Source organism: Bacillus sp. Au-Bac7, from assembly GCF_021341655.1.
Taxonomy (GTDB): Bacteria; Bacillota; Bacilli; order Bacillales; family Cytobacillaceae; genus Niallia.
Window position 1 is genome coordinate 1 of sequence record NZ_JAJTTG010000031.1, and the last position, 14,985, is coordinate 14,985.

A 14,985-nucleotide genomic window follows, 5' to 3' on the forward strand; every position below is an offset into this window, starting at 1 on the left:
TTTCGTTGCTATCAGAAGCAACTTTTATATATTATCATTTACATATTATAAATGTCAACAGATAAATTAATAATTTTTAACTAGTTATTAATTGCTTGCTGCGACTTTTATAATATTACCAGCATGTTATTTCCTAGTCAACATCTTTTTTAAACTTTTTAAACATTTATTTATAATAGACGTTAAATAAAAAACAGACAGCTAAAACTTAGCAGTCTGCTCTTTATACTAACTTGCCCTTATAATATATATTGTTGAATTGCTACAAGTGCAACGACACCTGGAATACCTAAAATTCCAGAAACAGTAGATGTCGCAATATTGATCGGCACGTGTATGCCATACTTAGTCCCAATAGCATTGAGGAAGAAAAGGAAAAGAGCACCTATTACAATTTTAATCAACCCTTGTCCTACAAAACGCAATGGTTTAATGGGAGTACCTATTATCAGAAGAAGGACAATCAAACCACTGACAATAGAAATAATGACAACTGGGCTCACAAACAAAACCTCCCTAGTTCTTTTTGTATTAAAAGGTATGTCCAACTACCACAAAAAAGAACTAGGGAGTGCTTCTATTATTTCATTAAATTAACATTTCTCTCTTTAGCCTCTTTAAAAAGAAAGAAATACTTTGCTTCAGTCAGTTTTGCAGCACAAATGACCTCATCAGAAGGGTCAAAGCTTTTTTCGAGTATCGACTTTTCTTTTAGCCAGTGTTTTTTTGTTTCATGAAACTGAACTAATAACTTCTCATCGAATTCTTTTCTCAACTTTCCTTTTCGGCGAAAAAGCATACTTTATCCTCCCTCTGATTATACTTCTCTTCTGCCCTCAAGCGCTTTAGATAAAGTAACCTCATCTGCATATTCCAGATCTCCGCCTACAGGTAAGCCATGCGCTATCCTTGTTATCTTAATCCCCGATGGTTTTAACAGACGGGAGATATACATAGCGGTTGCTTCTCCCTCTATATTTGGGTTAGTAGCCATAATTACCTCTTCTACATCACTTTCCTGCAAACGCTTGATGAGAGATGGAACATTAATGTCCTCTGGACCAATACCATCCATTGGTGAGATAGCACCATGCAAAACGTGATACAATCCGTCAAATTCCTTCATCTTTTCCATGGCGATGACATCTTTCGGATCTTGAACTACACAGATTATCTTACGATTTCTTCTAGTATCCTCACATATATAACATGGGTCCTGATCCGTTATATGACCGCATACGGAACAATAAGTTAAATTTCGTTTTGCATTGACTAGTGCTTTTGCGAAATCTAGAACAGTATCTTCTTTCATATTTAATACAAAAAACGCCAGTCGAGCAGCCGTTTTGGGGCCGATTCCTGGCAATTTCATAAAGCTGTCTATCAGCTTTGATATTGGTTCAGGATAATGCATGAAACTCCTCCTTAGAACATTCCAGGAAGATTAAGTCCTTTTGTAAATTGCCCCATTGTTGAGTTTGTTAGCTCATCCGCTTTTTTCAATGCGTCATTTGTAGCTGCAAGCACAAGATCTTGGAGCATTTCTACGTCTTCTGGATCTACAACCTCTTCCTTGATTACTACATCCACTATTTCTTTATGTCCTGTAACGATTACTGTTACCATTCCGCCGCCAGCAGAACCTTCAATTCTTTTTTCTCCAAGTTCCTCTTGAGCTTCCGCCATTTTCTTTTGCATTTTTTGCATTTGCTTCATCATATTTTGCATATTACCCATTCCGCGCATAAGAATTCCTCCATTTTCATTTAAAGTTATTTATTCCTTTTGCATATTTAATATAATATGCAAATTTCTCCTGTCGTTCAACAATCAGTCCTTCACTTCAAGCAATTCTTCACCAAATAGTTTTCTTGCCTCTGCAACTACTGGGTCATCTGCCTGATTTACGTGATTTCCCTCATTTTCCTCATCGGATCCTGCATGATGGGAACTGCTTAAAAAATCTTCTCTTATTTTTAGCCATTGTTCTTCAGGGACACCTACTAATTTATACCTTCTGCCTAGCAGCTGCTGAAGAGATAACGTGATTGTCTCTATAAATTTAACATTATCCAAAGCCATTTGACAGTGGATTTCATATTTAAATTTGATAACGATTGAGTCCGTAGATGCAGCAACAGGTTCGGCTTCATTTAAAAGAGCAGCTTGAGATCTCATCTGGTTTTTAACAAGCTGTCCAAGCATATTACCCCAATTACTCTTAATGTTTTGGAGTTCTTGCTTCGTTGCCTGCTTAAGTATCTCATTAATTTTACCAGTAGGCGCTTGAAATCCTTTCCGAGTTGCTCTCACCTTTTTCTGTGGTGCAGCTTCCTCGGCTGAACTTGTTACTCCCGATTGCCTAATTCTTGCAAGTTCCTCTTCGAGACTGTTTATTTTTGAAATAAGCCCTTGTATTTCCGTGTTCGAAAAGGCTCCTGTGTCTTGTGTTGGAGAAGAGATAGCCATTTGACACAATTTAACAATTGCTACCTCTAGGAAAATTCTAGGATGATTAGTCCAGCGCATATCCTGCTGCGTCTTATTCAGCAAACCAATCAATTCATAAATTTGTTCTTGTCCATACGAGTCAGCCAAGTTTCTGAACTCATCATCAAGCATAACCCGCTCTAATGACTCTTCTAAGTTTGGTGCTGTCTTATATAGAAGCATATCCCTGTAAAAGAAGATAAAGTCTTCAATAAACCTTGAGGGGTCTTTCCCTGAAAATAGGAGTTCATCTAATGATTGTAATCCTTTAACCGTATCTTTTTCATAGACTGCTTTCGCTAAGTCGTTAAGAAACCCTTGGGAAACAGCCCCAGTCACAGTAAGCGCATCTTCCACAGTGACACTTTCCTGGCTGTAGGAAATGGCTTGATCAAGCAGGCTTAATGCATCCCGCATACCGCCATCAGCCGCTCTTGCTATCATCTGCAACGCCTTATCGTCACATGAAATGCCGGATTCATCTATAATTAGCTTCATTCTCTTTACAATAGAGTGGGCAGTAATTCGTCTAAAGTCAAAGCGCTGACATCTAGAGATGATTGTTAATGGAATTTTATGTGGCTCTGTAGTAGCTAATATAAAAATAACGTGCTTAGGAGGTTCCTCAAGTGTTTTCAACAAAGCATTAAATGCCCCAATAGAGAGCATATGAACTTCATCTATTATATAAACTTTATACGGAACAGAGCTTGGAGCGTATTTTACTTTATCTCTTATATCTCTTATCTCTTCTACTCCATTATTCGAAGCAGCATCTATCTCTATTACATCCGGTATGGAACCATCCGTAATTCCTTTACAGGCGGCACATTCATTACAAGGCTCACTGATTGGTGCTCTTTCACAGTTGACTGCTTTTGCTAAAATTTTTGCCGCACTAGTTTTACCAGTACCCCTTGGTCCAGAGAACAAATATGCATGAGTTGTTTTTTGCTGAAGAAGGGCATTTTGGAGTGTTTTCGTTATATGTTCCTGACCTACTACATCAATAAACTGCTGTGGTCTCCATACTCGGTATAATGCTTGATAATTCATCGTCCGCCCTCCTTTCTATCTGCTCTCATTATTATATCTTATCTAAATATATTTTTACATTAAAACAATGGACATTGTTATTGTTATGTATCCAAAACTATATAATCAAAAAGACTCACTCTTTTAGAAGAATGAGTCTTTTAATTATAATATTAAACTGCCGTGCACCTTTCGTCGACTAGCTCCCATAAGCGTTACTTAAGCAGTTAGCTCAGTCCAGGCAACCCTGCGGCACATGGGGGTGTCCACTTAATGCTGCTTCCTTCCGGACCTGACATAGTTCATGGATTCCCATTGCGCAGGACCCGGACGTCAACACCACTTGCTTAAGGCAGACCCTACAGGACACTAGCCTCAGAAAGGAATTCAGCCTCGCTAGAGCGGATTGCGAGTACAGGGCACCGCTACCTCCCCGCTTAGCACGACAAACTTGATACCAAATTTTAATGTGTCATCTTGGACACAAACTAAGTATACTTATATTCAAACAAAAAAGCAATAATTATAAGCTGTTAATTTTTGTAATTTCTATTTCAGCCTTCTTCTTCTTCTTTTCAGCTTTCTTTTTTGTACGAAGTTCACGGAAGAAGTTAGTCAAAAGCTCTCCTGTTTCCTCCTTGAGCACTCCTGATACTACTTCAGATTGGTGATTAAACCGATCATCCTGAAGAAGATTCATAAAAGTACCAGCACAGCCTCCCTTAGGGTCACTTGCACCATATACTACCTTTTTAACTCTTGAGAGTATGATAGCACCTGAGCACATAGCACACGGTTCTAAAGTAACATAGAGCACTGCATTATCCAGCCTCCAGCTTCCTGTCTCTTTGCAAGCTATATCTATTGCCAGAAGCTCAGCATGAGCAATTGCAGTTTGCTCTGCCTCGCGCAAGTTATGCGCTTTTGCAATAACCTCTCCATCGAGTACAATAACAGCTCCTATTGGCACTTCCCCAATAGCTCCTGCTTTCTTTGCCTCCTCTATAGCTATCTGCATGAAATACCTATCATTTTTTTCTATTTCCACTTTTCATCACCCTGTGCATACTGTCATTTTTCTTGCCAACTGTAATTTATTTTCACAAAGTTACTTAAACTAATGTCATCATTCCTAATAACTCAATAAAGAGAGGTTACTATGAGCACTTCATCTAAGGCACTTTTAATAATTGATATGATTAATGACTTCCAATTTCAGCATGGAAAAGTTTTGGCTGAAAAAGCTGCTGCAATCGCAGAAAACATTTTTGCTTTAAAGAAGTACTGTTATAAGTCCAATATTCCTGTAATCTATATCAATGACCATTATAGCTTATGGAAAGCAGATATAAACAGTATCATTGATTATTGTTCTAATGAATACAGCCACAACATTCTTGAGAAGATAGCACCACAAAAGGCAGATTACTTTTTAATAAAACCGAAGCATTCCGCCTTTTACGGCACTGCATTAAACACACTTCTCCATCAGCTTAAGGTGGATGAGCTTATCCTGACAGGCATTGCCGGCAATATTTGTGTCCTATTTACAGCTAATGATGCTTATATGCGAGAATACTCTATTATTGTTCCTGACAATGCCATCGCCTCTGTCGATGAAAAAGACAATGTTTATGCTTTAACAATGATGAAGAACGTAATGAAAGCAAAAATATTTAAGTATGAAAAAAATAATATCATGTCGTCCCCACTTCAAACATAAACTGCAATAAGTAATTTTAACAGCAGGAGGGGATTTCCCATGCAAATACATGTTGTGCAGGCAAACCAGTCATTGACAGGCATTGCTCAAGCTTATGGAACTACTGCAGCTAATATAGCAGAGGCAAATGAGTTGCCTAACCCTAATAAGCTCGTCATAGGTCAAGCATTAGTTATTCCAATTGTCGGGCGGTTTTATTGGGTGCAGCCAGGGGACAGCTTATGGTCTATCTCAAGGAGATTTGGCATTTCCTATCAACAGCTTGCCAGCGTCAACAGAATCTCGCCAAACAGTCCTTTAACAGTAGGTTACCGTTTATATATACCACAGCAAACTAAACGCGCAGGAGAGTTTAATGCATATGTTGAACCTAGAGGAACAACTGTAGCTCCTGTTCTTGAGTCTTCCGCAAGGGAAGCAGCACCTTATCTCACCTATCTCGCACCTTTCAGCTTCCAAGCGTTAAGAGATGGCAAGCTGAAGGAACCTTTACTTAATAATTTCCCTACTATTGCAGCAAATAATAATAATGTACTGATGATGGTTATCACAAATCAAGAGAATGACCAGTTCAGTGATGAGCTTGGCCGAATATTATTAAATGATCAAGCCATCCAGAATACCTTTTTAAATAATATTGTGTCAACAGCTAAAAAATATGGCTTTAGAGACATTCATTTTGATTTTGAGTTTTTGCGTCCTGCTGATCGGGAAGCTTATAATTCGTTTTTACGTAAAGCCAAAGCCCGTTTCTCACAGGAAGGCTGGCTGCTTTCCACTGCTCTAGCCCCTAAAACCAGCGCTGGGCAGAAAGGAAAATGGTATGAAGCTCATGATTACCGTGCTCACGGGCAAATTGTCGACTTTGTTGTAATAATGACATATGAGTGGGGCTACAGCGGCGGACCAGCTATGGCAGTATCTCCCATTGGCCCAGTGCGCAATGTCCTTGAATATGCCATTACCGAGATGCCCTCCAACAAAATAATGATGGGTCAAAACCTTTACGGGTATGATTGGACACTTCCTTTTGTACAGGGTTCAGTCGCAAAAGCTTTAAGTCCTCAGAGCGCCATTCAACTGGCAGCTGACAATAATGTTGCTATCCTTTACGATACAAATGCACAGGCGCCTCACTTCAACTATACAGATGCACAAGGAAGGCAGCATGAAGTATGGTTTGAAGATGCTAGGTCTATACAGGCAAAATTTGATCTAGTAAAGGAATTGAATATCAGAGGTGTAAGTTATTGGAAGCTCGGACTATCGTTTCCGCAAAACTGGCTGCTCATATCAGATAACTTTAACGTCACAAAAAGATAACCACTACACTTCAAAGGCTGCCTCTTGTTAGGCAGCCTTTTTCCAGGAAATAATATGCACTTTTATTTAACACTAGTTAATGTCCATAACCGCTTTTCATGTGTTAAAATGACTTCATATGTCTTTTTTTATCATATTTTATAAATCAGGAGGGACAAGCATTGAACAATATCCCTTTTATTACAGTAGAAGGTCCTATTGGTGTTGGAAAAACTTCCTTAGCGAAGCTGCTTTCTGAACATTTTCAATATCATCTATTAAAGGAAATAGTCGAGGAAAACCCTTTTTTAGGTAAATTTTACGAGAACATTGATGAATGGAGCTTCCAAACGGAAATGTTCTTTTTATGTAATCGATACAAACAGCTTAATGATATTCAATCCCATTACTTGGACAAGAATATTCCCGTGGTAGCTGATTATCATATATTAAAGAATTTAATTTTCGCAAAGAGAACACTACAAGAGAAAGAACTAACAAAATATATACGTATATATGATGTTTTAACAGAGGATTTACCTGCGCCAAACATTATCATCTATCTACATGCTAGTTTAGATACTCTGATGGACCGTATCCAACAAAGGGATAGAGATATTGAAAAAAATATTAGCCCTCTTTATTTAGAGCAATTATCATCCGATTATCATGAAGTGATGGAGCAGTACCAAGAACAGCATCCTCATATCCCGGTGCTGTCATTCAATGGCGATACATTAGACTTTGTGAAAAATAAAGCTGATCTTGAAACTATTATAGATAAAGTGAAGCAAACATTAAAATTAGGAGCCTATACACATGAACCTACGCACGAAATATAATATTCCAAGCAATTCTGTAATTACAATTGCCGGAACAGTCGGTGTCGGCAAGTCCACATTGACTAATGCTCTTGCTGATGCACTTCAATTCCGCACATCTTTTGAAAAGGTAGATACGAACCCATATTTAGATAAATTTTATCAAGATTTCAGTAGATGGAGTTTCCATTTGCAGGTGTACTTCTTGGCAGAAAGGTTTAAAGAACAAAAGAAAATCTTTGAATATGGCGGAGGTTTTATTCAGGACCGTTCTATTTACGAAGATACAGGTATTTTCGCAAGAATGCATTATGAAAAAGGCACAATGTCTGAAACAGATTACGAAACATATACAAGCTTGTTCGATGCAATGGTAATGACACCCTATTTCCCACATCCAGACTTGCTGATCTATTTAGAAGGTTCATTAGATGACATACTTACGAGAATTGACAAACGAGGACGGACTATGGAAAAAGAAACTCCTGTAGAGTATTGGCAAGAAATGCATACTCGCTATGAGAAGTGGATTGATTCCTTTAGTTCATGTCCAGTCTTGCGATTGAACATAAACGACTATGATGCAACAGAAGGAAGTTCTGCTATCGAACCGATAATTGAGAAGATATCTGGTATTCTTCAGCAAAAGAATCTTGTAAAAAGATAAAGAAGAGGATTATTCCTCTTCTTTTTTATATAGGAAAAAAACAAAAAAAGCCTGCTGTAAACAGCAGACTTTTATATCTCCAATATTTATGCGCGATATTAGTAAAATAACTATGGAGGAGGAAAGGGGATTCGAACCCCTGCGCGGTTTGACCCGCCTGTCGGTTTTCAAGACCGATCCCTTCAGCCGGACTTGGGTATTCCTCCATCAGACAGATAACAATATATCATATGTAGCTTTTACTGTCAACATTTATTCAATAAATATATAGAAGAAGCATTCGCTTCTTCTATATATTTTATAATGCCCAATTAATCAGCCTATAACCTCTCTATTTCCCATATATGGACGCAGTACTTCTGGAATCACTACACTGCCGTCCTCTTGCTGATAATTCTCTAATATTGCTGCCACTGTACGCCCTATTGCAAGGCCTGAACCATTAAGTGTATGAACATGCTCTGGCTTGCCTTTTGCTTCCCTGCGGAAACGGATGTTTGCTCTTCTTGCTTGGAATGCTTCAAAGTTACTGCAAGAAGAAATTTCTCGATATGAACCATAGCTTGGTATCCATACTTCAACATCATATTTTTTCGCTGCTGTAAAGCCTAAATCACCTGTGCACATGCTTAAAACACGATATGGCAGGCCTAATAGCTGTAATACTCGCTCTGCGTTTGCTGTCAGTTTTTCCAGCTCTTCGTAAGAATCTTCCGGTTTAACAAACTTAACCAATTCTACTTTATTAAATTGATGCTGTCTGATTAGCCCTCTTGTATCTCTTCCTGCAGACCCAGCTTCAGAGCGGAAGTTTGCACTGAAAGCAGCATATTTGATCGGCAGCTGATCACCATCTAATATTTCATCACGATGCAGGTTAGTTACAGGCACCTCAGATGTAGGGATTAGGAAGTAATCCTCTTTTTCAATCAAGAACGCATCTTCTTCAAATTTAGGAAGCTGCCCTGTTCCTGTTAAGCTTGCTCTATTGACTAAAAATGGAGGAATAACTTCCTTGTAGCCATGCTCTTCTGTATGAAGGTCGAGCATAAAGTTAAATAGTGCTCTTTCTAGTCTGGCACCAAGCCCTTTATAAAACACAAAACGGCTTCCAGTAACTTTTGCTGCTCTTTCGAAATCAAGTAAATCCAGCTCTGTCGCTACATCCCAATGTGGTTTCGGTTCAAAATCAAAATTTCTTACCTCTCCCCATTTTCTGATCTCTACATTATCATCCTCTGTTTCACCAACAGGTACACTTTCGTGGGGAAGGTTTGGTATTCCGAGCATAATTGCCTGCAGTCTCTCTTCAACCTGGCGAAGCTCATCATCAAATCCTTTAATTTTGTCACCAACTTCACGCATTTCCAAAATTAAAGATTCAGCATCCTTCTTTTCACGCTTAAGTGCAGCAACTTGTTGGGATACCTCATTTCTTCTGCTTTTTAGTTGTTCTGTTTCTACAATCAGCTCTCTTCTTCTTGTGTCAAGCTCCTCAAAATGATCCAATTCAGACAGATCTTCGCCTCGATGCTGAAGCTGTTCTTTTACAAATTCAAAATTAGCACGTACAAACTTAATATCAAGCATGTATTCTTCCTCCTTGCTTTTTTAGCTATATGCTCTAAACGATAAACCCTTTAGCAGAACACAAAAAACTCCCGTCCCCAAAAAAGGGACGAGAGTTACCCGCGTTGCCACCCTAGTTGAAAGCAAATATGCTTTCCACCTTAAATACATAACGGTTTTTAGCCGAAAACAATTACTTGCCATCTTACATGGCTTTCCTTGTTTTTACTCTAGGATGGATTCACAGGCTTTATTCACCGATTCACACCAGCCATCGGCTCTCTTTAGAATAATGTATTCCTGCTACTAATTCCTATCAGTGTAGATGTCATATAAAAGTTTTTTTCATCGTACTATAATTATGAACAAAGTTCAACCACTATATACAAATTAGTTCTTTTTTGATTCATCTACCATAGAAATGAAATACCCTGTCAACCGGTGATCTTGTGTCAGCTCTGGATGGAAGGAACAACCAAGAAATTGTCCTTCTCTCGCTGCTACAATCCTGCCGTTATGCTTAGCAAGTACTTCCACATTCTCACCTGCACTTACAATATGCGGTGCTCTTATAAATACAGCAGTGAAATCCTCAGCTACATTAGCTATATCCAAATTTGCTTCAAAACTGTCCACTTGACGGCCGAAAGAATTTCTTTCCACATGAACATCCATAACGCCGATATGGGGCTCTTTATAACCTTCAATTGATTTTGCTAAAAGGATTAAGCCTGCACATGTCCCAAACATCGGTTTTCCTGATTCAGCAAACTTCTTTAAAGGCTTCATAAAATCATACTTATCAATAAGTCGACGCATTGTTGTGCTTTCACCGCCTGGAATAATCAAACCGTCAACCTCGTTCAGTTCTTCTTTATTTTTCACAAGAACTGCCGTTGCTCCATTAGCTTCTATTGCATTCATATGTTCTCTAACAGCTCCCTGAAGGCCAAGAACACCTACTTTTATATCTGTCATAGTTTTATCTCCTTATTACCAGCTATGCTCCTTCATGTACGCTTCTGGTCCCCAAACTTACAATCTCATCGCCAAATAGCTGTAATCAGTTTTTTTCAGATCTTCATCTTGGTAATGATCTAAGGCTTTTGCGAATTTTTATATATTCTGTGTTAATAACATCCCGAACTACAATGTACTTATGGTTATCAGCCAGTTTCTCCATAGCTATAATCATTCAAAGCCCCCTATTTCCGCCTTCTATTCGCAGAGCCTGCTTAATTGACCAAAAGAATATGATTTGTATTGTATAAATTTCCCTAATGAAAATAAACAATAAAAAATGGTTCCTGTCAAGACAGGAACCATTTCTTTTTTTATTAAAACCATCCTTTTACTGTGGATGAAACACTATCCCAAATATTTGCAAAGAATGAACCTACGCCACGCATTGCTAATACGAACCAGTTTGCTTTTTCAACTGTTTCGGCAGCAACAACATCAACGCTTGCCTTTTCTGATCCATCACTAGTTAAGAACGGAACTGCTTTTCCATCCTTTGTCTCTAAAGTAATATAACCAACCTTATCACCTTTTTTGACTGGAGCAGCCAGTTCACCCTTGCTGTTTAACTTTTTGTCATCCAATACTAGCTTTGCCACATAGTTTTCTTTATCTTCTTTTTTAATCACTAAATTAACAGCATCGCTTGTTTGAATTTTTACAGAGTCTTCTTTACCTTTTGTTACTTTAACAGATTCATTTCCCTTTACTGTGTAACCCGCAGGAAGAATCTCTTCTGTGCTGAAATTGTTAAAGCCATAATTCAACAGTTTAGTTGCGTCTGTGAAACGGCTGTTTTTCGTTTCGCTCTTCATAATTACTGCAATAACACGTTGATCTCCGCGTTTAGCTGTTGCAGTTACATTGTAGCCTGCATAATCTGTAGAACCTGTTTTAAGACCATCTGCTCCTTCATATCCAAACACCAAAGAAGGCAACAGCCAGTTAAAGTTATCATATGTTCTACCATCACGGAATTTTAGCCTTGGCATGCCAGATGTCTCCAGCACTTCAGGGTAATCATTCAGCAAGTGATAAGCAAGTGATGCAACAGTTTTCGCAGACATCTCATTTTCATCTGTTTCACTGCCTGCAGGGTGATTGCCCAATAAGTCGCTGTTATTTAATCCAGATGAGTTTACAAACTTATAATCTTTAAGCCCGAGCTCCTCTGCCTTTTCATTCATAACATTAATATAGTTTTTTTCTGTTCCAGCAATTAGTTCAGCCAATGCTACTGTCGCAGCATTGCCAGAAAATATACCCATCGCTTGGTAAAGCTCTTTTACAGTGTATTCTTCCCCCTCTGTCAATCCTATGTTAGAAAGACCAGGAGCACCAGATAAACGGTGAATATAATTATTTATTTTAACCTTTTGATCCCAGCTAATTTTTCCTTCTTTTATTGCTTCAAGGACAATATATTCTGTCATCATTTTTGACATGGATGCTACACCCATTAGTTTATCTGCGTTCTTTTCGTATAATATTTCCCCCGTGGCAGCATCAACTAGTATAGCTGCACCAGCTTCCAATCCTAAAGTATCCTCATTCTCAGCTGCCTTTGCTTGTTGCGGTAGACCTGCAGCAACGGTGCTCACGAAAAGCACGGCCATAAGTACATACAGCGTCCACTTTTTTAATTGCATCAATGATAAAACCTCCAACACATTATTATTATCTATTAAACTTTAAATTATTTTTTTAAATTAAGAATTTCCCTTGTACAGTTTACCATAAAAAAAACAAAAAAAATAGACGGTGATAGAGTTCACCATCTATTGTAATATTCCGTAACAATTGCAAAACTACTTAAGAAATAGAGTAGTTTGGAGCTTCTTTTGTAATTTGGACATCATGCGGATGGCTTTCTCTTAAACCAGCGCCTGTCATTTTTACAAATTGTGTATTTTCTCTCAAATCAAGAAGATCTTTCGCACCACAATATCCCATACCAGAACGGATACCGCCTACTAGCTGATAAATTGTATCAGAAAGAGGTCCTTTATATGGAAGTCGCCCTTCAATACCTTCTGGAACAAATTTTTTGTTATCTTCTTGGAAGTAGCGGTCTTTAGAACCTTTTTCCATTGCTGATACAGAACCCATACCTCTGTATACTTTAAAGCGTCTGCCTTGGAATATTTCCGTTTCTCCAGGGCTTTCAGATACCCCAGCAAGAAGGCTTCCCAACATAACAGCATGTCCGCCAGCAGCCAGTGCTTTTACGATATCTCCTGAATATTTAATTCCTCCGTCAGCAATGATTGCTTTACCGTGTTTTCTAGCTTCTGTTGCACAATCATAAACTGCCGTAATTTGTGGAACACCAACACCTGCAACAACCCTAGTCGTACAGATTGATCCTGGTCCGATTCCTACCTTCACCACATCTGCTCCTGCTTCTATAAGTGCTCTTGTACCTTCAGCAGTAGCTACATTCCCAGCGATAATAGTTAAATCAGGGAAAGCATTCCTTATATCTCTAATACCGTCTAGAACACCTTTAGAATGTCCATGAGCAGTATCAATAACGATAGCATCTACTTGGGACTTAACTAAAAGCTCAACCCTTTTAATAGCATCGCTCGTTACGCCTACAGCAGCACCTACAAGCAATCTACCTTGTGCATCTTTAGCAGAGTTAGGGAACTCAATAACCTTTTCAATATCTTTAATTGTAATAAGGCCTTTCAAAACTCCCTCTTCATTGATAAGAGGCAGCTTTTCAATTTTATGTCTTTGCAGAATTTTTTCTGCTTCCTCTAATGTTGTACCTACTGGAGCCGTTACTAAGTTGTCCTTAGTCATTACATCACTAATTTTAATGGAAAAGTCTTCAATGAAACGAAGGTCTCTGTTTGTTATGATACCTACAAGTTTTTGCTCATCATGGTTATTAACGATAGGTACACCTGAAATGCGATATTTTGACATCAGATGTTCTGCATCAAATACTTGATGGTCTGGAGTTAGAAAAAATGGATCAGTAATTACACCACTCTCAGAGCGTTTAACTTTATCTACTTGCTCAGCTTGCTGTTCAATTGACATATTTTTGTGAATGATTCCCATTCCGCCTTGTCTAGCGATTGAGATTGCCATTTCAGCCTCTGTTACAGTATCCATACCCGCACTAATCAATGGGATATTTAATTTTAAATTAGACGCCAATTCTACTTTTAAGCTTACATCTCTTGGCAATACTTCTGATTTGGCAGGTATCAATAAAACATCATCAAAGGTTAAACCTTCTTTAGCAAATTTACTTTCCCACATTTTAACGCCTCCATTTAGTAAAAAAATATTATTAGTAGGTTATCAATTGGACAAAATACTGTCAAGGTTAGTTCAATAAGTTTCATTTTTCAAAAAATTCAGGAGGCAAACATATGTACAGTTCTTATAAGGACTGGGACTCGTTTAGCTGCTTTTTTTCCGCAGAATATTCCCAGCTTTTTCTAAAAAAATGCTATAAATTACTACATACCAGTGATGTCGATACGAAGAGCTATCAAAACTGCTATCCATTTATTTATTTTCTTGAGCATGGTAAGCTCTATTATCAACAAGCCCTAAACTCACCAATAAATATCCAGCCAGTTTTACTTTTTTACGGGTTTGTTCATCTAATAAAAGCTTGTCTCCTTACAATAGATCCTGCCTATCCAAGCAGTACCTCTGTACTAGCTCATGGTGTCTCAACAAGAAAAAGAAAAAAACAACAATACTTATTTTTTAAGGATGAAATAAAAATTCAAAAAAACGGATTATTTGCATGTATGTCGGAGAATATGTTTCAGCTTCCTTCAATTGAAGGAGAGAAGTTTAATATGGGTGAACTATTAAAACAAATACCTGAACTTAATGACTTATTCCATATATTCACAGGAAGTCCAACCTTTTTGCCGGTTACCCTTTCCAGTACAGAAGCAACCATCCCTTCTAAAGTGCTAGATAGTTACTTTATGAGTCAAGGCCGTTTTCAGCAGTACCTAGAAGACCAGTTAGGAATTCCTATTAAGGGGATAAGCACGAATAAAACTAGTCTTAATATTTCTTTTTCAGATAGCTTGCAGCCCGCTGCTCCGTTCTACTTCCATGTAACGGATGCTCAATACTATATTCCGGTAGAAAAACGCAGTGTACAGCTGCCTGAAATTCTTGTGCATTATTTATTATTATATAATTTGAGCATGATTGCCAGGTATGAAATAGAGTGGTGGAGTGAACTGATGAAGACGATGCCTAATCAAGATTATCCATATATTGAATCCTTTTTATCAATAGCTGCCAAAAAGGGGCCGCAGCTTATCTATCAATTTTTAGCAAACAAAATGTAGCTTAGATTTCCTAAT

15 protein-coding genes, 1 tRNA gene, 1 other RNA gene and 1 other annotated feature are annotated in these 14,985 nt (G+C 38.1%); of the genes, 5 read left to right on the forward strand and 12 right to left on the reverse strand.

Features of this window, described 5'->3' with window-relative positions; genetic code table 11:
- Window positions 1-239: 239 nt before the first annotated feature.
- The 7 genes from LXM54_RS27275 to tadA form a co-directional block, all read right to left on the reverse strand.
- Window positions 240-503, reverse strand: a complete 264-nt coding sequence (locus LXM54_RS27275; protein ID WP_233319446.1) for a pro-sigmaK processing inhibitor BofA family protein — start codon at window positions 501-503, stop codon at window positions 240-242.
- 77 nt (window positions 504-580) lie between these two features.
- On the reverse strand, window positions 581-799 hold the full coding sequence (locus tag LXM54_RS27280) for a YaaL family protein (protein ID WP_233319449.1): 219 nt from the start codon (window positions 797-799) through the stop codon (window positions 581-583).
- An 18-nt stretch (window positions 800-817) separates the two neighbouring features.
- Window positions 818-1,414 (reverse strand): recombination mediator RecR, encoded by a 597-nt coding sequence (gene recR, locus LXM54_RS27285; protein ID WP_185764898.1) that lies wholly within the window; start codon window positions 1,412-1,414, stop codon window positions 818-820.
- 11 nt (window positions 1,415-1,425) lie between these two features.
- Complete coding sequence (locus LXM54_RS27290; protein ID WP_233319451.1) at window positions 1,426-1,746, reverse strand: YbaB/EbfC family nucleoid-associated protein; 321 nt, start codon at window positions 1,744-1,746, stop codon at window positions 1,426-1,428.
- An 84-nt stretch (window positions 1,747-1,830) separates the two neighbouring features.
- Entirely contained in the window at window positions 1,831-3,546 is a 1,716-nt protein-coding gene (dnaX, locus tag LXM54_RS27295) for a DNA polymerase III subunit gamma/tau (RefSeq protein WP_233319453.1), read from the reverse strand.
- A gap of 160 nt (window positions 3,547-3,706) precedes the next feature.
- Window positions 3,707-3,971, reverse strand: an RNA gene (ffs, locus tag LXM54_RS27300) — signal recognition particle sRNA large type.
- 77 nt (window positions 3,972-4,048) lie between these two features.
- A complete protein-coding gene (tadA, locus tag LXM54_RS27305; RefSeq protein ID WP_233319463.1) occupies window positions 4,049-4,567 on the reverse strand; it encodes a tRNA adenosine(34) deaminase TadA in 519 nt (172 codons plus the stop codon).
- A 117-nt stretch (window positions 4,568-4,684) separates the two neighbouring features.
- Between tadA and LXM54_RS27310 the strand changes: the two genes are divergently transcribed.
- From LXM54_RS27310 to LXM54_RS27325, 4 genes are all read left to right on the forward strand, one after another.
- Window positions 4,685-5,248: an isochorismatase family cysteine hydrolase gene (locus LXM54_RS27310; protein WP_192486472.1), complete on the forward strand. Its 564-nt coding sequence runs from the start codon at window positions 4,685-4,687 to the stop codon at window positions 5,246-5,248.
- Between the two features lie 39 nt (window positions 5,249-5,287).
- The gene (locus LXM54_RS27315; protein WP_192486473.1) at window positions 5,288-6,571 is read left to right on the forward strand and encodes a glycoside hydrolase family 18 protein; all 1,284 of its coding nucleotides are present in this window, start codon (window positions 5,288-5,290) and stop codon (window positions 6,569-6,571) included.
- A gap of 161 nt (window positions 6,572-6,732) precedes the next feature.
- Window positions 6,733-7,392 (forward strand): deoxynucleoside kinase, encoded by a 660-nt coding sequence (locus LXM54_RS27320; RefSeq protein ID WP_233319455.1) that lies wholly within the window; start codon window positions 6,733-6,735, stop codon window positions 7,390-7,392.
- On the forward strand, window positions 7,370-8,038 hold the full coding sequence (locus tag LXM54_RS27325) for a deoxynucleoside kinase (RefSeq protein ID WP_233319457.1): 669 nt from the start codon (window positions 7,370-7,372) through the stop codon (window positions 8,036-8,038). Before LXM54_RS27320 ends, LXM54_RS27325 begins: the two co-directional genes overlap by 23 nt.
- Before the next feature lie 113 nt (window positions 8,039-8,151).
- Here LXM54_RS27325 and LXM54_RS27330 read toward each other — a convergent pair.
- The 5 genes from LXM54_RS27330 to guaB all read right to left on the reverse strand — a co-directional run bounded on the left by LXM54_RS27330 (window position 8,152) and on the right by guaB (window position 13,906).
- Window positions 8,152-8,244, reverse strand: a tRNA-Ser gene (locus LXM54_RS27330).
- Between the two features lie 109 nt (window positions 8,245-8,353).
- Entirely contained in the window at window positions 8,354-9,628 is a 1,275-nt protein-coding gene (gene serS, locus LXM54_RS27335; RefSeq protein ID WP_192486476.1) for a serine--tRNA ligase, read from the reverse strand.
- Window positions 9,629-9,709: 81 nt separating this feature from the next.
- Window positions 9,710-9,936, reverse strand: a binding site (T-box leader).
- A gap of 61 nt (window positions 9,937-9,997) precedes the next feature.
- Complete coding sequence (pdxT, locus tag LXM54_RS27340; protein WP_192486477.1) at window positions 9,998-10,585, reverse strand: pyridoxal 5'-phosphate synthase glutaminase subunit PdxT; 588 nt, start codon at window positions 10,583-10,585, stop codon at window positions 9,998-10,000.
- Between the two features lie 359 nt (window positions 10,586-10,944).
- Window positions 10,945-12,276 (reverse strand): serine hydrolase, encoded by a 1,332-nt coding sequence (locus LXM54_RS27345; RefSeq protein ID WP_311315985.1) that lies wholly within the window; start codon window positions 12,274-12,276, stop codon window positions 10,945-10,947.
- A gap of 163 nt (window positions 12,277-12,439) precedes the next feature.
- Window positions 12,440-13,906 carry an IMP dehydrogenase gene (guaB, locus tag LXM54_RS27350; protein ID WP_192486479.1) on the reverse strand — a complete coding sequence of 489 codons (1,467 nt, stop codon included), beginning with the start codon at window positions 13,904-13,906 and terminating at the stop codon, window positions 12,440-12,442.
- 113 nt (window positions 13,907-14,019) lie between these two features.
- Between guaB and LXM54_RS27355 the strand changes: the two genes are divergently transcribed.
- Entirely contained in the window at window positions 14,020-14,970 is a 951-nt protein-coding gene (locus tag LXM54_RS27355; RefSeq protein ID WP_233319461.1) for a YaaC family protein, read from the forward strand.
- Window positions 14,971-14,985 lie beyond the last annotated feature (15 nt).